General features: G+C 64.3%; 21 protein-coding genes. 14 read left to right on the top strand and 7 right to left on the bottom strand.

From position 1 onward, the window contains the following. Nucleotides 1-4: 4 nt before the first annotated feature. Genes AC3CB8_RS13395 through AC3CB8_RS13380 form a run of 4 tightly spaced genes read right to left on the bottom strand, consistent with a single transcriptional unit; the run spans nucleotide 5 to nucleotide 4,338 of the window. Nucleotides 5-661 (bottom strand): GntR family transcriptional regulator, encoded by a 657-nt coding sequence (locus AC3CB8_RS13395; RefSeq protein ID WP_352562954.1) that lies wholly within the window; start codon nucleotides 659-661, stop codon nucleotides 5-7. A 15-nt stretch (nucleotides 662-676) separates the two neighbouring features. Further along, complete coding sequence (locus AC3CB8_RS13390) at nucleotides 677-1,981, bottom strand: aspartate aminotransferase family protein (protein WP_352562953.1); 1,305 nt, start codon at nucleotides 1,979-1,981, stop codon at nucleotides 677-679. Next, nucleotides 1,982-3,040, bottom strand: coding sequence for a phosphotransferase (locus tag AC3CB8_RS13385; RefSeq protein ID WP_352595172.1), 1,059 nt, complete (start codon nucleotides 3,038-3,040; stop codon nucleotides 1,982-1,984). Beyond that, a complete protein-coding gene (locus AC3CB8_RS13380; RefSeq protein ID WP_352595169.1) occupies nucleotides 3,037-4,338 on the bottom strand; it encodes an ArgE/DapE family deacylase in 1,302 nt (433 codons plus the stop codon). The genes AC3CB8_RS13385 and AC3CB8_RS13380 overlap by 4 nt, the downstream gene beginning before the upstream one ends. 178 nt (nucleotides 4,339-4,516) lie before the next feature. Between AC3CB8_RS13380 and AC3CB8_RS13375 the strand changes: the two genes are divergently transcribed. The 8 genes from AC3CB8_RS13375 to AC3CB8_RS13340 all read left to right on the top strand — a co-directional run bounded on the left by AC3CB8_RS13375 (nucleotide 4,517) and on the right by AC3CB8_RS13340 (nucleotide 13,574). After that, the gene (locus AC3CB8_RS13375; RefSeq protein WP_023771175.1) at nucleotides 4,517-5,164 is read left to right on the top strand and encodes a GNAT family N-acetyltransferase; all 648 of its coding nucleotides are present in this window, start codon (nucleotides 4,517-4,519) and stop codon (nucleotides 5,162-5,164) included. A gap of 68 nt (nucleotides 5,165-5,232) precedes the next feature. After that, nucleotides 5,233-7,878 carry a winged helix-turn-helix domain-containing protein gene (locus AC3CB8_RS13370; RefSeq protein WP_352595166.1) on the top strand — a complete coding sequence of 882 codons (2,646 nt, stop codon included), beginning with the start codon at nucleotides 5,233-5,235 and terminating at the stop codon, nucleotides 7,876-7,878. Nucleotides 7,879-7,954: 76 nt separating this feature from the next. Beyond that, complete coding sequence (locus AC3CB8_RS13365) at nucleotides 7,955-9,076, top strand: class II histone deacetylase (RefSeq protein WP_352562949.1); 1,122 nt, start codon at nucleotides 7,955-7,957, stop codon at nucleotides 9,074-9,076. Beyond that, a complete protein-coding gene (gene urtB / locus AC3CB8_RS13360; RefSeq protein WP_352595164.1) occupies nucleotides 9,021-9,938 on the top strand; it encodes an urea ABC transporter permease subunit UrtB in 918 nt (305 codons plus the stop codon). Before AC3CB8_RS13365 ends, urtB begins: the two co-directional genes overlap by 56 nt. Beyond that, complete coding sequence (locus AC3CB8_RS13355; protein ID WP_352572485.1) at nucleotides 9,935-10,918, top strand: branched-chain amino acid ABC transporter permease; 984 nt, start codon at nucleotides 9,935-9,937, stop codon at nucleotides 10,916-10,918. Before urtB ends, AC3CB8_RS13355 begins: the two co-directional genes overlap by 4 nt. Further along, complete coding sequence (locus AC3CB8_RS13350; protein WP_352572487.1) at nucleotides 10,918-11,622, top strand: ATP-binding cassette domain-containing protein; 705 nt, start codon at nucleotides 10,918-10,920, stop codon at nucleotides 11,620-11,622. The genes AC3CB8_RS13355 and AC3CB8_RS13350 overlap by 1 nt, the downstream gene beginning before the upstream one ends. A gap of 2 nt (nucleotides 11,623-11,624) precedes the next feature. Then, entirely contained in the window at nucleotides 11,625-12,326 is a 702-nt protein-coding gene (locus AC3CB8_RS13345) for an ABC transporter ATP-binding protein (protein WP_023771181.1), read from the top strand. A 78-nt stretch (nucleotides 12,327-12,404) separates the two neighbouring features. Beyond that, nucleotides 12,405-13,574, top strand: a complete 1,170-nt coding sequence (locus AC3CB8_RS13340; protein WP_352595161.1) for a substrate-binding protein — start codon at nucleotides 12,405-12,407, stop codon at nucleotides 13,572-13,574. Nucleotides 13,575-13,611: 37 nt separating this feature from the next. Here the strand turns inward: AC3CB8_RS13340 and AC3CB8_RS13335 are convergent, their stop codons facing one another. Together AC3CB8_RS13335 and AC3CB8_RS13330 are read right to left on the bottom strand one after the other, a co-directional pair. Further along, a complete protein-coding gene (locus AC3CB8_RS13335) occupies nucleotides 13,612-15,258 on the bottom strand; it encodes an acetolactate synthase large subunit (RefSeq protein WP_352595158.1) in 1,647 nt (548 codons plus the stop codon). Nucleotides 15,259-15,352: 94 nt separating this feature from the next. Next, nucleotides 15,353-16,255: a LysR family transcriptional regulator gene (locus AC3CB8_RS13330; protein ID WP_023771184.1), complete on the bottom strand. Its 903-nt coding sequence runs from the start codon at nucleotides 16,253-16,255 to the stop codon at nucleotides 15,353-15,355. Between the two features lie 103 nt (nucleotides 16,256-16,358). Here AC3CB8_RS13330 and AC3CB8_RS13325 point away from each other — a divergent pair, with 103 nt between their 5' ends. From AC3CB8_RS13325 to AC3CB8_RS13315, 3 genes are all read left to right on the top strand, one after another. Then, nucleotides 16,359-17,348 carry a zinc-dependent alcohol dehydrogenase family protein gene (locus AC3CB8_RS13325; protein WP_352562945.1) on the top strand — a complete coding sequence of 330 codons (990 nt, stop codon included), beginning with the start codon at nucleotides 16,359-16,361 and terminating at the stop codon, nucleotides 17,346-17,348. Nucleotides 17,349-17,533: 185 nt separating this feature from the next. Beyond that, on the top strand, nucleotides 17,534-17,833 hold the full coding sequence (locus AC3CB8_RS13320; protein WP_023771186.1) for a TFIIB-type zinc ribbon-containing protein: 300 nt from the start codon (nucleotides 17,534-17,536) through the stop codon (nucleotides 17,831-17,833). Between the two features lie 74 nt (nucleotides 17,834-17,907). Next, nucleotides 17,908-18,894, top strand: coding sequence for a Tim44 domain-containing protein (locus tag AC3CB8_RS13315; RefSeq protein ID WP_488377312.1), 987 nt, complete (start codon nucleotides 17,908-17,910; stop codon nucleotides 18,892-18,894). Between the two features lie 25 nt (nucleotides 18,895-18,919). Here the strand turns inward: AC3CB8_RS13315 and AC3CB8_RS13310 are convergent, their stop codons facing one another. Continuing rightward, the gene (locus tag AC3CB8_RS13310; RefSeq protein WP_352562943.1) at nucleotides 18,920-19,459 is read right to left on the bottom strand and encodes a lactonase family protein; all 540 of its coding nucleotides are present in this window, start codon (nucleotides 19,457-19,459) and stop codon (nucleotides 18,920-18,922) included. A 65-nt stretch (nucleotides 19,460-19,524) separates the two neighbouring features. Here AC3CB8_RS13310 and AC3CB8_RS13305 point away from each other — a divergent pair, with 65 nt between their 5' ends. Genes AC3CB8_RS13305 through AC3CB8_RS13295 form a run of 3 tightly spaced genes read left to right on the top strand, consistent with a single transcriptional unit; the run spans nucleotide 19,525 to nucleotide 22,399 of the window. After that, on the top strand, nucleotides 19,525-20,076 hold the full coding sequence (locus AC3CB8_RS13305) for a MaoC family dehydratase (protein ID WP_023771189.1): 552 nt from the start codon (nucleotides 19,525-19,527) through the stop codon (nucleotides 20,074-20,076). A gap of 2 nt (nucleotides 20,077-20,078) precedes the next feature. Further along, nucleotides 20,079-21,239: a CaiB/BaiF CoA transferase family protein gene (locus AC3CB8_RS13300; RefSeq protein WP_352595152.1), complete on the top strand. Its 1,161-nt coding sequence runs from the start codon at nucleotides 20,079-20,081 to the stop codon at nucleotides 21,237-21,239. Nucleotides 21,240-21,271: 32 nt separating this feature from the next. Next, complete coding sequence (locus tag AC3CB8_RS13295; RefSeq protein WP_352563027.1) at nucleotides 21,272-22,399, top strand: extracellular solute-binding protein; 1,128 nt, start codon at nucleotides 21,272-21,274, stop codon at nucleotides 22,397-22,399. Nucleotides 22,400-22,405: the final 6 nt, after the last annotated feature.

Below are 22,405 nucleotides of genomic sequence, written 5' to 3'. Positions count from 1 at the left end.
GCGATCAGTGCGCCATGTGAAGATTGTCGGAGAGGACCGCGGCCGCCACGGAGATATCCTCTTCAAGGGAAGCCCGAACGGCCGGACCGTTGCCCTGTTCCAATGCGGCGACGATCCTGCCGTGTGCGTCATTGGACTGCGGAATGTAGCAATCGGCCCGCATCAGCAGCTTGAGATAGGGTCCGACGCGCCCCCAGAGATCGCGGATCATGTTCAAGAGGATCGGCGCGCCGGCGTGCTCGTAAATAGCAAAATGGAAGGCTTCGTTCAGGGAAAGATAGGCCGTGGGGTCCTGCGTCTCGATGGTCCGCTGCATGCCGGCGAGCGCGGCTTGGATGTCGACCAGCCCGCTTTCAGTCATCCGTGACGTGGCCATCTCGCCCGCCAGTCCCTCGACGGCGATGCGGATGCGCGTCAGTTCCGCGAAAGCGGGCGCGGAGAGCAAGGGCACGATGATCGAGCGGTTGTTCTGCATTTCCAGAAGCCGCTCGGCGACCAGTCTTTGCAGCGCCTCGCGGATCGGTGTGGTCGAAATGCCAAAAGTTTCGGCGAGCTTGCGAATGACCAGCGTCTGGCCCGGGCTGAAGCCGCCCGAGATCAATTCCTGCTTGAGCGCACCGTAGGCGCGGTCATTGAGGGTTTGATGCTCGAGCTTCAGCATGCGTGTCTGCTCGGCTCACCAGTTCGACAGTGCGCGATCGAGCGCCTCGGCCAGCTGCTCGGCATTGTCCCTGGCAAAGGGCAGTGGCGGCCTGATCTTCAGCACATTGCCGCGCGGACCGCACGACGAGATCAGCACGCCGTCCTCGCGCATGGCTTCAACGACCGATGAAGTCTTGGCAGCAGCAGTGGCCCCATCCTCCGTCAGCTCGACGCCGAAATAGAGGCCGTTCTGCCTGACATCGGCGACCATGCCGTGCCGGCCTTGCAAGGCGCGCAGCAATTCCCCGGTGTAGGCGCCAACCGTCCGCGCGTTCTCGATCAGCCCCTCGCCCTCGATCACATCGAGCACGGCGATGCCGACGGCGGCCGCCACTGGATTGCCGCCGAAAGTGTTGAAGTAGCCGGTGTTCGAACCGAACGAGCTCACCAGTTGCGGCCGCACGATTACCGCGCCCATCGGATGCCCGTCGCCGATCGGCTTGCCCATGGTGACGATGTCAGGCGCGAGGCCATAGTTGGCGAAGCCCCACATGCCCTGGCCAAGCCGGCCGAAGCCGGACTGGACCTCATCGGCGATGACGATGCCGCCTGCTTTCCTGACGTGATCGGCGGCCTCGCGCATGACGGACGCGTTGGGAAAGAAAATGCCGTCGCTGGAAAAGGCGGAATCGAGCAGCAACGCCGCCGGGCGGATGTTTTGCGCGCGCATATCCTCGATGGCGGCGGCGACATTTCTGGCGAAATCATGCGCGGCGCGGCCGCCGTCGCGGAACGTGTCCGGCGCCGCCACGGCTCGATGCCGCGCGGGCACGCCCGCTGCCCCGACCGCCGCCGGCGACAGCTGTGCTGTCGCGATGGTGGCGCCGTGATAGGCGAAGTCGGTGATGATCACGCCGGTGTTGCCCGTCGAGTGCTGGGCGATCCGGATGGCGAGATCGTTGGCCTCGCTGCCGGTGCAGGTGAACATCGCATGGCCGAGATGGGAAGGAAGCGTGCCGAGCAGCCTTTCCGCGTAGTCGAGGATGATCTCGCTGAGATAGCGCGTGTGCGTGTTGAGCGTGGCGGCCTGCACAGACAGCGCCTCTACGACGCGCGGGTGGCAGTGTCCGACGGAGGCGACGTTGTTATAGGCATCGAGGTATTTTCGGCCTTGGGCATCGTAGAGCCAGACACCGCTGCCACGCACCAGATGGATGGGGCTGCGGTAGAAGGCGCGATAGGTCGGCCCGAGTAATCTGGCACGGCGTTCGAGCAGCGCTTGCTCGGATGCCGCCGGATCGACATTTGCAGGGTATGGCGAGGACAGGGACACGGGCATCTACTCCGGCTTGGAATGGTCGAGAAAATAGTGGCGGGCGTCCGCGGACGACAGTCCGTCCAGCCGCTCAAGCGAGGCCCAGACCTCGGTGATGAGGCGCAGGACATAGTCGCGTTTGGCCGGAAAACGCTCGGCCTGCCAGCTGGCGATGTTGGCGATGAGTGCGAGGCGGGCACGAATGAGGTGAAAGAGGATGCGAAGTTCTTCGATCTCGAGCGGCTGCACGGACTGATAGCCGGCGACGAAGCGCGCGGCGGGCGCCAGCGGATGACCTTCGGCCGGCCAGCGATAGACGGCCCCGATGGCGAGATCGCAGATCAGCGGCGAATGGATCATGTCGCCGAAATCGAGGATGCCGTTGACCATTTCGGGTCGCGAAGCGTCCATCACCACATTGTAGGAGTTCATGTCGTTGTGGACGATCTGGGCGCGCAGCCCCGGAATAACCGGTGCCGCGTGCTCCTCGTAGGCGTCGATGACGCGCTCGACCATGGCGCGCTGGCCGGCATCAGCGATATGCGCCAGCATGGGCCGCGTCTTGGCGACCTTGCGGATGTCCCACAAAAGGTCGCTGCCGGCGGCCGGATGGAAGAACCCGCGCAGCGCCCGGCCAAGCCTGGCGAGGAAGATGCCGAGATTGCGATCCTGTGCCGATGAGGTGGGCGAGCGCGAAAGCAGCTGTCCCGGCAGATAGGTCACGAGCCGCACGATGCGCGGCGCCGATCCGCCGATGCCGACCATGAACTGCGCTTCGCCTTCGAGGCTCTTGCGCACCGAAGGAACCGGCAAAGCCGGGTCGACCGTCAGTATGTGGTCGAGCGCCTTGTTCTGGAAATCGGTGAAATCAGCCTCTTCCGCCGGATGCGAGATCTTCAGGACAAATTCGCCCTCGCCTTCCGCCTGGACGTGAAAATTGTGGTCGCGTTCGCCTGGCAGCGTGCGCGCGCTGCCAGTGAGCCCATAGTGCCGGCGCAACAGGGCAAGCGCCTCGGCGATCGAGACATCGGGCGCATCGTCCGCGAGCGTCTCGCCGAAAGCATCCGATATGGCCGCGTTCATGGCCTGACCTCGGGATCGATCGGCTCGAGGCCGCACCAGTCGGCGATGAACAACGCGATGGTCTGGGTGACCTTGCGCACCGAGTCGAGATCGACGGCTTCGTCATAGCCATGCGGCATGCGGCAGATCGGGCCGTAGACGATTGCCGGCGTGTCGGCATAGAGGCCGAAGAAGCGCGCATCGGTGGTGGCCGAGGTGACATGTTCCGTCAACGGCTCACCCCACACGGCGGTATGGCTGCGGCGCAGCACGGCTTCCATCTCGTCGGCGCCTTCCAGCACATAGCCCTCGGCCATGAAGCCGTTATAGGTCATCCTGGGCGGGCGATTGGCGAGGAACGGATCGGCGCGGGCGGCATCGGCGATGCAGGCCTCCAGTTCGGCCCTGGCGTCCTCGAGCTTCTGGCCGGGATAGGTCGCGACCCGCATCTCGAAGACACAGCGCGCGGGAACGCTCGATGTCCATTCGCCGCCTTCGATCTTGCCGAGGTTGAATCGGATCGGGTGCGGGTGACTACAGAAATGCCTGTCGTCAACCTTTCTGGCATTCCAGACGATTTCGAGTTTCTTCAGCGCCTGGACGATGAGGAAGGCCTTTTCGATGGCATTGGCGCCGGCGGAAAAGGCGCCCGACGCGTGCTGCGGATCGCCGTCGACCTCGACCCTGAACCAGATCGGCCCAACCTGGGCCCGCATCAGTCTTGGTTCCAGCGGTTCGGGAATGAAGGCGGCGTCGGCGCGATAACCGCGCTGCAGGCAAGCGAGCGCGCCATTGCCGGTGCACTCCTCCTCGACCACCGACTGCAGGAACACGTTCGCCGCCGGCTGATAGCCGAGGCCGCGCAAGGCGGCGAGCGCATAGAGACAGGCCGACAGGCCGGCCTTCATGTCGCCGGCGCCACGGCCGTGCATCCAGCCATCCTCGATCGCCGGATCGTAGGGATCGCGCACCCAGCGGTCGAGCGGTCCGGTCGGCACCACATCGACATGGCCGTTTAGGATCAGCGAGCGACCGGTGACGTTTTTCGGCGTGTGGGTGGCGACGACGTTGAACGCGTCATCGTACGAAACGGCTACGGGCGAGAATCCGGGCAGGTCGCGGATCGCATTGACGTCGACACGCCACATATCGACCGCATAGCCATTGGCTTCATAGGCAGCCGCCATGAAGGATTGCGCGGCGTGTTCCTCACCGCGCTGCGAGGGAAAGCGTACGAGGTCCGCCAGGAAGGCGAGCTGGCGGTCGAAGCCATCGTCGACCGCCCGCAAGATGGCCTCGTCCGCAATTCGCTCAGGCATGATATTCCGCTTCTCCATGGATGGTGTATCATATCTCATATGCCATTCTCCAAAAAGGCAAGGCGACAGGCGGGCCAAAATGATGGCCCACCTCTGGAGCCACTTGGCAGGCGGTCGCAGAGTTGGCATCAGCTTCTTGACATGCCGCCCAGGCTGCGCGGCGGAAGACCGAGGACAGATGCAAGTCACTGAAGGCTCATTGCCGGATGAAACCACCGATCTCGCGCCGGGCTACCGGCGCGTGCCGGCAGGCAAAATCATCAATGCGGTGACGTGGATGGAGGCGCGTGCCCCGGTGCCCGGTCTCGTGCATCCGCTGACGATGAGCCGCGTCACCAAGCCCGATCCCGCCGTCTACCGCGCAGTCTTCCTCGAGATCGGCGCTCCCTGGCTCTGGGACCGCGCCGCCGAAATGTCGGACGCCGACATCGCGGCGCATTTCGCCGACCCACGTCAGCATCTCTACTACGGCCATGATGAGAGTGGGGGCCAGGTCGGCATGGTCGAATTCTCTCTCGCCGACAGCAACGAGATCGAGATCACCTATTTCGGCCTGTTTCCCTCCTTGACTGGCCAAGGCTTCGGCAAACGGCTGATGGCGGGCGCGCTCGACCAGGCATGGCGCCTAGGTCCCATCCGCATCTGGCTGCACACCAGCAGCTTCGATCATCACAGCGTCATCGGTTTTTACAGGGCTTGCGGATTTGAACCCTATGCAACCGGTTTCGAAATCACCGATGATCCCAGGATCAAGGGAACCCTGCCGCGCGATTGCGCGCCGCAAATTCCGCTGATCGAAACGGAATGGGTGCCCGGCGCCAGATGAGACCATCGTCGCAACCCACCAGCCTGGCATCGCCTCACCACCGCCGGTGGGTACGGCGCGAGAGCATCTTGTCGAGGCTGGAGCGGAATGTCGACACGCGCATCGTGCTGTTCGCCGCGCCCGCCGGCTTCGGCAAATCGACGACGATGGCGCAATGGGCGGCCGAGGTCGCGCGCCACGGCCGGCTGACGGCCTGGCTGTCCTGCGAGGCGACGGACAATGACGAAGGCGCCTTCCTGTCGCATCTGGTGGGGGCGTTGCGCCATCTCGTCCAGAACCCGGCCGAGCTCGACCTCGCCTTCCAGTCGAGCCCCATCCCGCAGCTCGACGTGGTGCTTGCGGCACTCGTGTCGGGTTTCGCGGCACGCCACGCCGACATCACCCTGTTCTTCGACGACTATCACGCCATCGATGCACCGGCGGTGAAGCGGTTCATGGAACGGCTGACCCGGCAGGCACCAACCAACGTCGTCTTCGTCATCGGTTCGCGCAACCTGCCCGAGCTGCAGCTCGGCAAGCTCAGGGTGCTCGGCGATATCTTTGAAATCGGCCCGGACGATCTGCGTTTCGCCTCGTCGGAAGCCGAAGCCTTCTTCAACGACAAGCTGGGCCTCTCTGTCAGCAGCGGCACGGTGGAAACACTGTGCTCGCGCACCGAAGGCTGGGCCGCCGGCCTGCAGCTCGCCTCGCTGTCGCTCGGTGCGGCCCATGCGCCCGAAACCGTCATCGGCAATTTCACCGGCGCCAACCGCAACGTCGCCGACTTCCTGATGGGAGAAGTGTTCCTGGAACTGCCGCCGGTGCTGGCGAAGTTCCTGCTCTATTCCTCGATTTTCGAGCGCTTCAGCGCCGAGGCCTGCCGGGCGGTGATTCGGGAGGCGGACGCCGAGGTTGCCATCACCGAGATCGAAACCCGCAACCTGTTCCTGGTGCCGCTCGACGAGGAACGGCGCTGGTTCCGCTATCATCACCTTTTCCACGACTTCCTCAGCCGTGAAATGGAACGGCGGGAGCCGGAGATGATCGCACCGCTGCACTTGGCGGCTTCGGAATGGTTCGGCGAACGCAAGATGCTGACCGAGGCCATCGGCCATGCGCTTGCCGCCGGCGACGAAGCCCGCGCCGCGGTGTTCATCGAGAACAACGCGCTAGAACTCATCGCTCAATGCCAGCTTCTCTATGTGCGCCAACTGCTGGCGCTGCTGCCAAGGAAACTGATCGACCAGCGCATCCGGCTGCAACTCGTCGTGCTATGGCTTGCGGTGCACAGCAGCCAGCCCGAGATTGCCCAGCAGACCCTCGCCAACGCGCGCCAGCTCGTCGAAACCGGGCCGACCGATAGAAAGGACCCGGGCACGCTGACCGGCACGACCATCGAGGCTGAACTCGAGGTCCTTGCAGCGGCCGTGCACAGCACGCTGGAACAGTTCGAGGACGCGCGCGACACCGCACTGGCGGCCCTGCGCATCATCGCCCCCGATGCGTGGTTCATGGAAGGCGCGACCGCAAACGTCATCGGCTACAATCTCTACGCGCTTGGCGACCTTGAGGGCGCTCGCGCTGCCGTGGACGCGGCGCGCAAGGCCCATGAGCGAAGCGGCAGCCTGCTCGGCGTCACCATCGCCAACTGCTACATGGCCGTCATCGAGCGCTCGGCCGGCCGCCTGCCCGCGGCCGAACGGCTGCTGCGCAACGCGATCATCGAGGCCAGGACGCGGATCGGCGCCAACTCCTATGCCGAGGCCCTCGCCGGAACGCTGCTTGCCGAACTCGCCTATGAGACCAACGCATCCGGCGAGGCACTGGCGCTGGTGGAGAATCTCGGGCCGCTGATCGAGGGCGCCGCGGTCATTGTCTATCCCCTCGCCAGCGTGCCGACCTATGCCCGGGCGCTGCAGCTGACCGGTCGCGGCCAAGCCGCCCTCGACATGCTGGAGCGCGTCTACCAGCGCGCGCGCGGCTCCGTCTACCGCCGCCTCGCTTCGGTGCTGGTGCACGATCGTATCCGGCTGCTTCTTGACCAGAACCGCATCCCCGAAGCCCGCGTGTTGCTCGACGAGCATCGCCGCGAAAGCGCTGAAACCGCCTCTACCGTCGCCAACGAATTCGAGTTCTTCGCCGAAGGCCGGCTGCTTACGGCGGAAAAATCCTACGCGGCGGCGGCGGCAATTTTCGACGCGCTGCTGGAGCGAACGAAAAGCAGCGGGCGCATGCGCCGGCACATACTGGCGCTGATCCTGCGCGCCAAGAGCGCCGGCCATGACCAGCGGGAGGCAGACCGCCATCTGCACGAAGCATTGCGCCTTGCGCAACCCTCGGGCTTCATCCGCTCCTTCGTCGACGAGGGCAGGTCTGTCGTCGAAGGTTTGATGCGACTGCGGGCGGCCCAGGCAAAGGCCGACCCGTCACTGTCGGCCTATGCGAAGCGCATCATCGATGCAGCGCAGACGATGCCCGTGACGACGCGCAAACCAGCCGCCCCGACGGTCGAGAAAGAACAGCTCACCCAGCGCGAGTCCGAGTTGCTGCACTTTCTTTCGGAAGGCATGTCCAATCGCGATATCGCCGTTGCACTGTCGGTAAGCGAAACGACGGTGAAGTGGCATTTGAAAAACATCTTCGGCAAGCTCTCGGTATCGAACCGCGTCCAGGCGGTGCGCGCGGCGCAGGTCGCCGCAAACCTCCGTACCCTCCGAAAGGAGGGGCATAGATAACAGACGTGGCCCCTCTTTAGGGTCGGGCCGGGCGATTGTTAGCCTGCTAGCGTCTGGTTTTTAGAGGATGCCGCGGATGGCGACAGGCTACGTTTTTCACGAACAGCTGATGTGGCATGATACCGGCTCCAGCGCCGACATGATGCCTCCCGGCCGTTTCGTGGAACCCGGACGCCACCTGGAATCGCCTGGATCGAAGCGACGGCTCAACAATCTCATCCAGGTCAGCGGCCTGGCACGCCATCTGGTTCCGATCATTGCCGAACCGGTAACGGCGGAAGACCTGCTGCGCGTCCACACGCAGCGCCACGTCGATGATATCAGGATGCTGAGCGAAGGCGGATCCGGTTTCGCCGGGCCTCAGGCACCGATCGGCCTCAACAGTTTCGACATCGCGCTGTTGTCCGCCGGCACCACCTATGCCGCGATGCGTGCGGTGCTGACCGGCCGCGTCGACAACGCCTATGCGCTGGCGCGGCCGCCCGGGCACCATGCCGAACCCGACCAGGCCATGGGCAATTGCCTGTTTTCCAACATCGGCGTCGCCGTGCGGCGGCTGCAGCACGAGGGCCTGCTCGGCCGTGCCGCCGTGGTGGACTGGGACGTGCATCACGGCAATGGCACAGAGACGGTGTTTTATTCCGATCCGTCGGTGCTGACGATTTCGCTCCACCAGGACAATCTCTACCCGACCGGACGCGGCGCGCTGGCCGACAATGGCAAGGGCGAAGGCGAAGGCTACAACATCAACATCCCACTGCCGGCCGGCAGCGGCACAGGCGCCTATGAAGCCACGTTCGACCGCGTCATCGGCCCTGCCTTGCGCGCGTTCAAGCCCGACCTCGTCATCGTCGCTTCCGGTTTCGACGCGTCCGGCTTCGATCCGCTCGGCCGCATGATGCTCAACAGCGAATGTTTTCGCCGCCTTGCCGCGCGCATGGTGGCGCTCGCGGCCGAAGTCTCGAACGGACGGCTGATGATGAGCCATGAAGGCGGCTATTCCGAGGGCTATGTGCCATTTTGCGGCCACGCCGTCATCGAGACGCTGGCCAATCACCGCACCGAGGTGGTCGACCCGCTGTCGGACCATATCGACGAGTGGGCGGGGCAGGACCTGCAGCCGCATCAGGCGGCGGTGATCGATGCCGCTGAAGGCCTGCTCGCGGGCTTGCGCCAACGCCTCGCCAGCGCGGCCTGAAGCGATGGATTTCGCCATCACGACATTGCTCAATGCGCTGACGCTGATCAGCATCCTGATGCTGGTCGGGCTCGGGCTGGCGATCAGCTTCGGCCTGATGAACGTGACCAATCTGGCGCATGGCGAGTTCGTCACCGTCGGCGCCTTCGCGGTATACTTCATCCAGAGCATGGGCGGCTCGTTCTGGCTGGGCCTGGCGGCGGCGCCGATCGCCGGCGCCGTGGTCGGCTGCATCTTGGAGTTCGCCATCATTCGCCACCTCTATTCGCGGCCGGTGTCGACGGTGCTTGCCACCTGGGGCGTCAGCCTCATCCTCCAGCAGGGGCTGGAACTGACCTTTGGGCTCGGCGCCAAGCCGGTGACGCCGCCGATCGAGGGCACGCTCGACCTCTTCTTCACCGTCTATCCGGCCTATCGGCTGATCCTGATCGGCATCGCCATGGCGACCTTGCTCGGCGTCATCCTGCTGATCAGCCGCACATCCTTCGGCCTCGACATCCGCACCGTCATCCAGAACCGCGAAATGGCGGAGGGCGTCGGTATCAACACGCGCCGCACCTACGCCATCGCCTTCACCTTCGGCGCGGCCATCGCGGGCCTTGCGGGTGGGCTGGTCGCGCCGCTGGCGATCGTGCTGCCGCAGATGGGGGTGAACTATCTCGCCAACGCCTTCTTCGTCGTGATCGTCGGCGGGGTCGGCTCGATTGCCGGCCTCGTCGCCGGCAGCGTCTTCGTCGGCGGGCTGACAAGCATCCTCAACTACCAGATCTCGCCATCGCTGGCGCAGGCGATCGTGCTGCTGGCGGCCATCGTCGCCGTGCGGCTGCGGCCCAACGGCCTGTTCAACGGGGCTTCGCGATGATCGCCCGGGACCGCAACTGGCTGCTGATCTTCGTCGTCTGCGTGGCGCTCGCGATCCTATATCCCTTCCTCGCCGACGGCTACCAACTGACGGTGATCCGCGACGCGCTGATCTTCGGCCTGTTCGCGGCGAGCCTCGACTTCTTCTGGGGCCGCACCGGCATATTGTGCTTCGGCCACGCCGCGTTCTTCGGTATAGGCGGCTACGTCATGGCGTTGGTCACCCTCAACGACGCCAATCCTTTCGGCGGCTTGCTCGGCATCGTGGGCGCCATTGCGGGTGCTGCCTTCGTCGCCGCCATCATCGGTTACTTCCTGTTCTTCGGCGGCATACGCGGCAGCTACTTCACCATTGTCACGCTCGCCATGGGCGTCATCTGCCAGCAGGCCGCGGTCTCGTGGAGTTCGGTCACCGGTGGCGACAGCGGCCTGATCGGCATTCCGCCGATCGAATTCGATGTTGGTGGCCGGAATGTCGACCTCAGCCAGGACCTGCCGAGCTATATCTTCGTCTCGGCTGTCGTCGCCGTGGTCGTGCTGGCGCTGTGGTCGATCAGCCGTGGCCGCTGGGGCACGGTGCTGACCGCCATTCAGGACAATGAGGTCCGGGCGGCGGCACTCGGCCATAATGCGCCGTTACGGCTGCTCGTCACCTTCATCCTTTCGGCAGCCATCGCCGGGCTTGCCGGCGCGCTCTATGTCTGCATGGCCGGGCTGGTTGCCCCCGATCTGTCCGGACTGCTTCTGTCGACGGAGGTCATTGTCTGGGTGGCGGTCGGCGGGCGCGGCACGCTGCTTGGCCCAGTGCTGGGCGCAATCTTCATCCAGCGCGCGCAGCAGACGATCAGCAGCTTCAATCCGAGCCTGTGGCCGCTGCTGCTGGGCTGCGTCTTCGTCATCATCGTCTTTGTCCTGCCGGACGGCATCCTGTCGATCTATGCGCGGCTGAGGAGCCTGTTCAAAGGCAGGAGGCAGGCCTGATGAGCGACGTCCTGCTCCAGGCCGAAAATGTCGGCATCCGCTTCGGAGGGCTGCAGGCCCTCGAAGGATTGAACCTGACGGTCCGCGACAAGGAGCTCTGCTGCATCATCGGGCCGAACGGCGCCGGCAAGAGCACGTTCCTCAACGTTCTGACCGGCACGCTGCGCCCGACCAGCGGCAGCGTCCATTTCCTCGGCCGAGACATTGCCGGCCTGCCGCTGCATCGCATCGCCCGGCTCGGCATTGCCCGCAAGTTCCAGATCCCGTCCGTCTTCCCGAGCCTCTCGGTTGAGGACAACCTCAAGGTCGCACGATGGGGCGCCCCCTCCCCGGCCCGGACAATCGGTGAATTGATGGAACTGGTCGCGCTGACCAATCGTGCCGCCACATTAGCCGGCGAACTGGCGCACGGCCAGAAGCAATGGCTGGAGATCGGTATGGCGCTGGCCATCGAGCCACGGCTACTTTTGCTCGACGAGCCAACCGCCGGCATGACGCCGCAGGAGACGCTGGCGACGGCCGAAATGCTGCTGCGGTTGAAGGGCGAGTTCTCGATTGTCGCGGTCGAGCATGACATACGCTTCGTGCGGGCGCTGAATTGCGAGACGCTCGTGCTGCACCAGGGGCGCCTGCTTCGCAGCGGTCCCTTCCGCGACATCGAGGCCGACGAGATGGTCCGCGACGTCTACCTAGGGAGGCGCTGAGCATGCTGCGGACACTTGCCGTTTCGGCCGGCTACGGCCCGCTCCCAGTGCTGAACGGCATCGACCTCGGCGTCGCGGCGGGCGAAGTGGTCGGCCTGCTCGGCCGCAACGGTGCCGGCAAGACAACGCTGCTGCGCGTCATCGCTGGCGGCCTGAAGGCGAGCGGCGGCGCGGTGGTTCTCGGCGACCAGGATCTCACCAACGCGCCGGCCTTCCGCCGCGCACGCGTGGGCATCGCCCATGTGCCGCAGGGCCGAGGCATCTTCAATCAGCTGACCGTGCGACAGAATCTGGAAGTCGGCACGCGCGCCGCCAAGGATCGTGGCGACGGCGACATTCCAGCCGATATTTTTGGCTATTTTCCCATCCTTCGCGAGCGCGAGGCGCAGATCGCCGGTACGCTCTCGGGGGGCCAGCAGCAGATGCTGGCGATAGGCCGCGCGCTGTGCGGCCTGCCGTCGGTGCTGCTGCTCGACGAGCCTTCGGAAGGCATCCAGCCGAACGTCGTGCAATCGATTGCCGAGCTGGTGCCGCGCATCGCGCGTGAGCGTAGCATCGCCATCGTTCTGGTCGAGCAGAATCTCGATCTCGTTCTCAAGGCGGCGGATCGCTGCCTGGTGATGGAGAAGGGCAGGATCGTGCATGAGGGCACGCCGGAAGCATTCGCCGACGAGACCCTACTGAAGGACCTGTTGGCCCTATAGGGGCGCCTGAAGCGCCTGGGAGCTTGTTGACTTGTAAGGCGTGCATGGGGCGCGCCTGGACTGGAAGGGAACACAACAATGATAAACAGAAGAACTGTTCTGAAATCCGGCGGCGCCGCGGCCGCCTTCGCAATGGTCGGCGCGCCTGGAATCCTGCGCGCTGCAGATACGGTCAAGGTCGGGCTATCGATCCCGATCACAGGGCTGCAGGCGATCCTGGGCGAGACGCTGCTCAATTGCTACAAGCTCGCCGCCGCCGAGCTCAACGCCGCCAATGGCATTGGCGGGCGCCAGGTCGAGCTCTTCATCGAGGACAACCAGACCACGACCAAGGGGTCCATCGACAAGGCCCGCAAGCTCCTCAACGAGGACAAGGTCGACGTGATCATGGGAACGATCATTTCGCCCGAGCGCAGCGCCACGCTTTCCGTCACCTCGAAGGCCAAGAAGCTGTTCTTCTACCCGACCAATTTCGAGGGCGGCGAATGCAATCGCTACTTCGTCGCCACCGGACCTATCCCGATGCAGCAGGTAGACCCGATGATGCCGTGGGTGGCCGAAAACCTCGGCAAGACCATCTACATCATGGCGTCCGACTATGCCTGGCCGCAGAAGATGACCGAGGCGATCACAGCGGCCTATGAAATGGCCGGCGGCAAGATCGTCGGCGCCGACTATTATCCGTTCGGCACCACGGATTTCGGCCCGGCCTTCCAGAAGATCAAGTCGTTGAAGCCTGATGTCGTGTGGTCGATGGTGGTCGGCAACGACGCCGTCACTCAGCTCAAGCAGTATCGTAGCTTCGACATCAAGCAGCCTCTGATCGCACCGCTCGACGAGGTCTTCAACAAGGACGCGCTGCCGCCTGGCGTCGCCGCCGGCACCTACGCGCCGCAGCCCTACTGGATGGCGCTCGACAACCCGGTCAACAAGAAGTTCATCGCGAACTTCCGCGAGAAATTCGGCCAGGAGAAGATGGTCAATGGCATCGGCGAGGCCGGCTATGACGGCCTGCATCTCTACGCGCTGGCGGCCGAGAAGGCCGGCTCGCTGAAGGACGACGATGTGCTCAAGGCGCTGCCGACGATCGAGTTCGATGCGCCACAAGGCAAGATCCGGGTCGATGCCAGCAACAACCACACGCTCTGCCATTCCTATGTCGGCAAGGCGGCGGCGGACGGCATCGGCTACGAGATCGTCAAGGATTTCGGAACGATCGCGCCGGTAACGCCTTACTGCAAGCTGTAGGCATCAACCGATCCTGACGGCGGCTTTGCCGCTGCCGTCAGGGTGCCTTTGGCGCGGGCAAGCGCTCGCGCAATTCGTCGACAAGCACCCTGGTGTTTTCGGAATAGTCCATGGGCACGACGACGAGATGCACGCCGCCGCCGGCGAAGGCCTGTTCCAGTGCCGGCAGCAGGTCGGCAACTTCGCCAACCCTGGTCCCCTTGGCGCCATAGGCTTCGGCGTATTTGACGAAGTCGGGATTGCCGAAGGTCATGCCGAAATCCGGGAATTCGTCGACAGCCTGCTTCCAGCGGATCATGCCATAGGCATGGTCTTCCAGCAGCAGGATGACGAGGTTGAGCTTGAGCCGGACAGCAGTCTCCAGTTCCTGGCTGTTCATCATGAAGCCACCGTCGCCGCAAATGGCCATGACGCGACGCTGGGGATAGAGCAGTGCCGCCATCATCGCCGACGGCAACCCGGCGCCCATGGTCGCCAGCGCATTGTCGAGCAGCAGCGTGTTGGCCATGCGCGTGCGGTAGTTGCGCGCGAACCAGATCTTGTACATGCCGTTGTCCAGCGCGAGGATCCCGTCCGCCGGCATCACGGCGCGCACGTCATGCACGATGCGTTGCGGCGTGAAACGGTCTTCGGTGGCGCGCGCGGCGATGCGGCTCAAAATGCCTTCGCGCAGCGGCAGCAGGGCCTGCGCGTTGGGAATCTTGCCCTCAATGCGGTCCGCCAGCAGCGCCAGCGATGGGCCGAGGTCGCCGACAATCTCGGCTTGCGGGAAATAGACCTGCTCGACATCAGCCGTCTGGTAGCCGACATGTATAACCCTCGGCCCCTTCGCCCCCATGATGAAGGGCGGCTTCTCGACCGTGTCGTGGCCGATGGTGATGATCAGATCGGCCTGTTCGATGGCCTCGTGCACGTAGTCGCGTTCCGAAAGGGCCGCCGTTCCCATATAGAGTTCGGTACCGCCGGGCACCGTGCCCTTGCCCATCTGCGTGGTGAAATAGGGAATTTGCGTGCGCAGCACGAACTGGGCGACATCGGGAGTGACGCGCGGGCGCGACGCCGCGGCCCCGAACATCAGCAGCGGACGCTTGGCCTCGATGATCATGCGGGCGGCGCGATCGAGCGCGCCAGCGCTGGCCAGGGGCAATTCGACCGGATGCGTCGGCACCAGGGCGATCGGCTCGCATTCCGCCGCCGCTATGTCTTCCGGCAGTTCGAGATGCACGGGGCCGGGGCGCTCTTCCTGGGCGACGCGGAAGGCTTCACGCACCAGCGACGGGATCATCCTGGGCGAGACGATCTGGCGCGACAGCTTGGTCAGCGGCTTCATCGCCGCGATAATGTCGACGATCTGGAAGCGCGCCTGCCGGGACGACAGGATGCCCTTCTGGCCGGTGATCATGATCATCGGCATTGCGCCAAGCAGCGCATAGGCAGAGCCGGTCGTCAGATTGAGGGCGCCGGGGCCAAGCGTTGTGATGCACACACCCGGCTTGCCGGTGAGCCTGCCATAGGTGGCGGCCATGAAGGCCGCCGCCTGCTCGTGGCGCGTCAGGATCAGCTGGATCGACGAGTGGCGGATGGATTCGACGATGTCGAGATTTTCTTCGCCCGGAATGCCGAAAATTCGTTCGACCCCTTCATTTTCGAGGGCCGCCACGAACAGATCCGAACCCTTGGTCATGAACCGTCTCTCCTGCGATGCGCGCATTCCATAAGCCACCTTCATATGGCACCCGAACGCCACGCCTCAAAGAGCGCAAGTCGTCAGTTGGCGATCACGCCATCATTTTCGGTAAGGCGGCCGCCAATGCGTCGACGGCCAGCCTGACCTTGAGCGACAGATGCGGCGTCCGCAGCCAGAGCGCATGACAATCGTAGGGATATCGTGGCTGGTCCGGCAACAGCTCGACCAGCGTGCCGGCCTGAATGCGCTCACGAGCCAGCCAGTAAGGCAACCACGCCAGCCCCATGCCGTCGACGGCGGCATCGGCGATAGCATCGAGATCGTCGAGCCGCAGCCGGCCGTTTGGGATAAGCTCGAGCGCAGTCTGCGCCTCGCGCGGAAATAGCCACGGCTGAACGATCATGCCGGGCCGGCGGTAGACAATCGCCTGGTGATCGGCGAGGTCGTCGATCCGCCGCGGCTCGCCATGAATTTCCAGATAGGAAGGCGCGGCACAGACGACCATGTCCTGGCGTGCAACGCGACGGGCGATCACACCGGCCTTGTCGTCCAGACCGCCGGTTCGGATGGCGAGGTCAAAACCGTCCTCGGCGAGATCGGCGAAACGGTCGCTCAGCGACAGGTCGAGTTCCAGCATCGGATATTGCCCTGCCAGCTTCAGCAGCACGGGGGTGACGCAGTGGCGCCCGAAATGCGCCGGCATGGTGACGCGCAGTTTTCCGCGCGGCTCCGAGAGCTGGTCGGCGGCGAGCGCATCGGCCGCTTCGGCCTCGGCCAGCACTAGGCGGCACCGCTCATAATAGGCGCGGCCGAAATCGGTCAGGCTCTGGCGGCGCGTGGTCCGGTTGATGAGACGCATGCCAAGCCGCTCCTCGAGAAACCGGACATGCTTGCCGACCATCGGTGCGGATAGATCGAGCGCAGTGGCCGCTGCCGCGAACGAGCCGAGATCGACCGCCCTGACGAACACGGCCATGCTCTCGAGCCTATCCATATTCGAAACTCCGGGTTTCTACTGCATAATCCGAACAGCCGTTTATCGCACAAAGCTTTCGCGTCATAGCTCATTAGGTGTCAGATAATTTGGAGTGAACCGAATGGCCCGTATCATTCGCTTCCACCAGCATGGTGGTCCCGAGGTCCTGCGCATCGAGGAGGTCGACCTAGCGCCACCCGGCCCGGGCGAGGTTCAAATCCGCGTCAAGGCGCTCGGCCTCAACCGCGCCGAGGCGCTGCTGCGCGCGGGCAGCTATATCGAGACGCCTGGGCTCCCCTCCGGGCTCGGGCTGGAAGCGGCGGGCGTCATCGAGGCAATCGGCGAAGGCGTGACGAGGCTGGCGGCTGGTGATGCCGTCAGTGTCATCCCGCCGCAATCGATGGTTCGCTGGCCGGCTTACGGTGAGCTTGTCACCTTTCCCGCGGGGCTCATCGTCAAGCATCCGGCGTCCCTCGACTGGCAAACCGCGGCGGCGGCCTGGATGCCGTACCTCACCGCCTACGGCGCGCTGATCGACATCGCCAGGCTGCGCCCCGGAGAAGTCGTCGTCATCACGGCGGCTTCGAGCAGCGTCGGGCTTGCGGCGATCCAGATCGCCAACAGCGTTCGTGCGATAGCGATCGCGGTGACGCGGACATCGGTGAAGAAGCAGGCTCTGCTCGACGCCGGCGCAGCACATGTCGTGGTCCTCGAGGAAGAGGAACTTGCGGAAAGACTGAGCCAGATCGCCGGACCGCAAGGCGTGCGTGTGGTGCTGGACGCGATCGGCGGGCCGATCTTCGAGCCGTTGACGGCGGCGATGTCGCGAGGCGGCATTCTGATCGAGTATGGCGGCCTCAGCAGCGAGCCGACCCCTTTCCCCTTACCTGCGATACTGGGCAAGACGCTGACATTGCGCGGCTATCTCGTGCACGAGATCACCGGCAACCCGGAGAAGTTGGAGGCGGCCAAGGCATTCATCCTCGAAGGCCTGGCGGACGGCACGCTCAGGCCGATCATCGACAGGATCTTTCCCTTCGACCGGATCGTCGAGGCGCATCGCTATCTCGAATCGAACGAGCAGTTCGGCAAGATCGTGGTGACGGTTTAAGCAGCAAATCGCTCTCGCCGGCAACATTGCCCCTTGAAGGCTTCGCTCCGCATTCCTAACTCCCGTGTGCGGGCCGGGCCCCTCTGACTGTCGCTTTGGCGACCGTGATGTCGGACCGCTTCAACGGGCCCGTTTCCATTCCTTTCGGTTAAGCGGGCTCATTCCTTTCTGGTTAGGAGCCCCACATGACATCTTCCCTCCTTGGCATGGTTTGCCCCTCCTGCCGCGTCGCCCTCGTGATGAGCGAACGCCAGGGGATCGAGATCGACTACTGTCCGCAGTGCCGCGGCGTCTGGCTTGATCGTGGCGAACTCGACAAGATCATCGAACGGTCCGGCAGGGACACATCGCCCGCGCCGCAGCCACAGCCGGCAGCGTTCTCCCCGCCGCCCCGTGGCCGGGACCGCGATGACGACTATTCCCGCTCGCATGGCCACCGCTATCCGAAGCGGAAGAAATCATTTTTCGAAGAGCTGTTCGATTGACCATATGAGGCCGGTCTTTCCAAGGCCGGCCCTTTGCCGAAAACGCCCCAAACCACAGCGATAAAGGTCACCCGATGATTTCCCGCACAAGCCAATTCGCCACACTCTTTGCCGGCCTGTTCCTTGCATTCTCCATGGTTGCGATCGATCATGCCGAGGCGCGGCGCGGCGGCAGTTTCGGCAGTCGCGGCACGCGCACGTTCCAATCGGCCCCGCCGACCCGGACCGCGCCGGCGCCGACCGCGCCGGTCGAGCGTTCGATGACACCCAATACCGGCGTGAACAATGCTGCCCGGCAGCCGCCGGCCGGACTGCAGAGGCCCGGCTTCATGAGCGGCTTCGGTGGAACGATGATGCGCGGCCTGCTGATCGGCGGCCTGATCGGACTGCTCCTTGGCCAAGGTTTCGGCGGCCTTGCCGGCATGTTCGGATTCCTGCTCCAAGCCCTGCTCTTCGGTGGCGCGATCATGCTGGCCATCAGGTTCTTCCGATCGCAATCCGCGCGTGGCCCCGCGCCCGCGCTCGCCGGCATAGGCAATACCCAGGCTTCACGGTTCGAGAACCGCGCACAACAGGAGACGGGAAGCGCTGGCTCCTTCACAATTCCGGGGTTTGGCGGCGGATCGGGCGGAGGCTACGAGACCACCCGATCCGAAGAGATCACGCTGGCCCAAGCCGACCTCGACGCGTTCCAGCAGTTGCTGACCGAGATTCAGGAAGCATTCGGCCGCGAAGACCATGCGGCATTGCGCCGGTCGGTGACGCCCGAGATGGTGTCCTATCTGTCGGAGGAGCTGGCAGACAATGCCCAGAAAGGTCTCAGGAACGAAGTATCCGACGTCACGCTGCTGCAGGCCGACATCGCGGAAAGCTGGCGCGAGGATGACCGCGACTACGCCACGGCGGCGTTGCGCTACGAGTCCCGTGACGTGATGCGCGAACGGGCGAGCGGCAAGGTCGTCGAGGGCGATGAGGAGCAGCCGACCGAGACGACCGAGTTGTGGACGTTCACGCGCCAGAATGGCTCGAGCTGGAAACTCTCGGCCATCCTAGAGGCTTGAGCCCGGCTAGTCTGCTGGCCGGTGGTCATGCGACGATCTTGACACACATCGGCGTGCCGATCTCGATGCCGCGCCCGGTATCGGTCAGCATGCCCTTGCGGGCGTCGCGGACGAAGATCGAAATGCGGTCGGCATTCTGGTTGGCGGAGAACAGATGGCCGCCCGAAGGCGTCAGCGCCAGATTGCGCGGCGTGGCGCCTCCGCAAGGGATATAGCCGACAAGACTTAAGCTGCCGGTCTCCTGGTCGACCGCCATGATGACGACGCTGTCGTGGCCACGGTTGCCGCCATAGACGAAACAGCCGTCCGGCGAGATCTGGATATCGGCGCTGTGATTGCTGTCGCGGGCCTCGGCCGGCACCGCCGGCTTCGTGTCGATGATCGATAACCTGCCAGTCGCATTGTCGAGCGCCATCGACGCGACAGTCGAATCCAGCTCGTTCATGACAAAGACAAAGCGGCGCGTGGGACCGCCAAAATTTCGCTTGTCCTCGCTTGCAACGCAAACCCATATGTGAAAATAGTATTTACAAAAGAAGATTGATGGGAGGAGGACGTCGTGCACTCAGGCGCTTTGAAGCGTGCTCGAATGGCTGGATGGGCGCTTTCTCGAGCCCGCTGGACTACGCCATGAGCGATTTCGCGCCAACCGTTGGAGTTGTCTCGACGCACCCTAGGAATATGCCCGCCGATCATGCCGCCCTGCCGGTGTGGAACGCCGAGAACTGGTTCTATGAGGACTGGCCGGTCGGCCAAAAGATCCGCTCGCTGCGCCGCACCATGGCCGAGGGCGACAGCCACCTTTTCAACACGCTGGTGCTCGACATCCATCCTTACGTGCAGGACCAGATGTTTGCCGAGAGCGACGGCATTTTCGGCAAGCGGCTGATTGCCGGCGCGTTCGTCTTCTCGGCCGGCCTAGGGCTGGTCGCCACCAACTGCGTCAACGCTTTTTCCTATGGCTATGACAAGCTACGGTTCATAAAGCCTGTCTTCATCGGGGATACGATCTATTCGATCCGTTCCAACCTCGACAAGAAGCCCCGCTACAAGGAGATGGGCCTGATCCGCGCCAGCTACGAGGTGTTCAAGGGAGAAGGCGAGCTCGTTCTCTATTGCGAGCATCTGCAGACGGTGAAGTACCGCAACCCGGCCGATTTCCTCGGCAAGACGGAGAAATAGAGATGCCGGCAGCAGCCGAATTGCCGCTTGCCGGTGTCATCGTCGTCGACATGAGCCAGTTCCTGTCCGGGCCCTACTGCTCGCTTAGGCTGCTCGATCTCGGCGCCCGCGTCATCAAGATAGAGCGTCCAGACGGCGGCGACCTGTCGCGCCGGCTCTATCTCAGCGACACCGAGATCGGCGGCGATTCCACCATCTTCCATGCCATCAACCGGGCCAAGGAAAGCCTCGCCATCGATCTGAAGAACGAGGCGGACCTCATTACATTGCGCGGGCTGCTGGCCAAGGCCGATGTGCTGATCCAGAATTTCCGGCCGGGTGTCATCGAGCGCCTTGGCCTCGACTACGAGGCCGTCCGCCAGATCAATCCGCGCCTGGTCTATGCCTCGATCAGCGGCTATGGCGAGGACGGCCCATGGTTCAAGCGGCCCGGCCAGGATCTGTTGGCGCAGGCGCGCTCCGGGGTGATGTGGCTGAACGGCGACGAAGACCAGGGGCCGGTGCCGTTCGGCCTCGCCATCGGCGACATGCTGGCGGGTGCGGCCTGCGCGCAAGGCATTCTCGCAGCACTTGTGCGGCGCGGCATCACCGGCCAGGGCAGCCATATCGAGACCAGCCTTCTGGAAGCGCTGGTCGACTTCCAGTTCGAGGTGCTGACCACGCATCTCAATGACGGGCGCCGCCTGCCCAGGCGCTCGAGCTTCCGCAGCGCGCATGCCTATCTCTCGGCGCCTTACGGAGTCTATCCGGCCAGGGACGGCTATCTCGCCATCGCCATGACGCCGATCCCCAAGTTGGCCGACCTTTTGTCGCTCGATGAACTGGCTCCCTATCGTGACAGGCCGGCATCCTGGTTCACCGCGCGCGACGATATCAAGGCGATCATCGCCCAGAGGATCGCGACCAAGACCATCGACGACTGGCTGGCCATTCTCGAGCCTGCCGACATCTGGTGCGCCAAGGTGCTGACCTGGCCGGAGATGCTGGCAAGCGAGGGCTTCCAATCGCTCGGCATGCTGCAGACGGTGACGCGCGAGGACGATGTCTCGATCCTCACCACCAGTTCACCGCTGCGGGTCGATGGCGTCAGGGCCAAGGTCGACCGGGCAGCACCGCGGATTGGCGAGCATAGCGCCGCAATCCGCGAGGAGTTCGGCCTGTGACCACGCGCTCCCTCAAGCCCACGCTCAGGGGCATGACCTGGAACCATCCGCGCGGCTTCGATCCGATGGTCGCCTGCTCGTCGGTGTGGAAGCAGAAGACGGGCATTGCCGTCGAATGGGACAAGCGCTCGCTGCAGGATTTCGAGTCCTTCCCGGTCGAGGAGCTGGCGCGCGCCTATGACCTGATCGTCATCGATCATCCGCATGTCGGCCAGATTACCGCGGAGCGCTGCCTTGAGCCGCTTGATCTCGTCGGCCGCGAGGCGGAACGCGTCGCCCTCGCCTCAGGCAGCGTCGGCCAGTCCTATCCGAGTTACACATGGCAAGGACGGCAGTGGGCGTTTCCCATCGATGCGGCAACGCAGGTTCAGGCCTGGCGACCCGATGCGCTCGACCAACCGCCATCGCGATGGAGCGAAGTGCTCGATCTCGCTCGGCAGGGCCGCGTGCTTCTGCCGTTGCGGCCGCCGCATTGCCTGATGACCTTCTACACGCTGGCCGGTAATCTCGGGCATGCCTGCGCGACCGATCCGTCGGGCGATCTCATCGATGTCGAGACGGGCTGTGAAGTCTTCGAGATGATGCGTGAGATCGCGGCGTCGGTCGACCCGACCTGCTTCGACATGGACCCGATTGCCGTTTCGGAACTCATGGCCGAGGCTGGTTCGCGCATCGTCTGCGCGCCGCTGATCTATGGCTACGCGTCTTATGCGGCGTCGGGTTTTCGCGCCAACAGGTTGGCTTTCGCCGACATCCCGGTCGTCGGTTCCAATGGTCCGATCGGCTCGGCGCTCGGCGGCACAGGCATAGCCGTATCAGCCTTCTCCAAGGCCAAAGAGGCAGCGATCGATTTTGCCTATTGGGTCGCCAGCGGCGATGTCCAGCGTGGCATCTATGCCGCCGCCGGCGGGCAGCCGGGCCATGCGGCTGCCTGGGAAGACCAGACTATCAATGAACTGGCCGGCAACTTCTATCGGGGCACGCGCGCGACGCTGGAGAGCGCCTGGGTGCGGCCGCGCCATGACGGCTACATGGCGTTCCAGCAGGCGGCGTCCGACCGCATCAATTCCGGCCTGACCTCGGGCCATCGTGCCAGCCAGGTCGTCGCCGATCTCATTGGCCTGTTCCGGGCCAGTTCCCCCTCGCTTGGCGAGAGCTGAGGGAGG

The sequence above is a fragment of the Mesorhizobium sp. P160927 genome (assembly GCF_057766385.1).
This window is presented reverse-complemented; position numbering and strand designations above follow the sequence as displayed.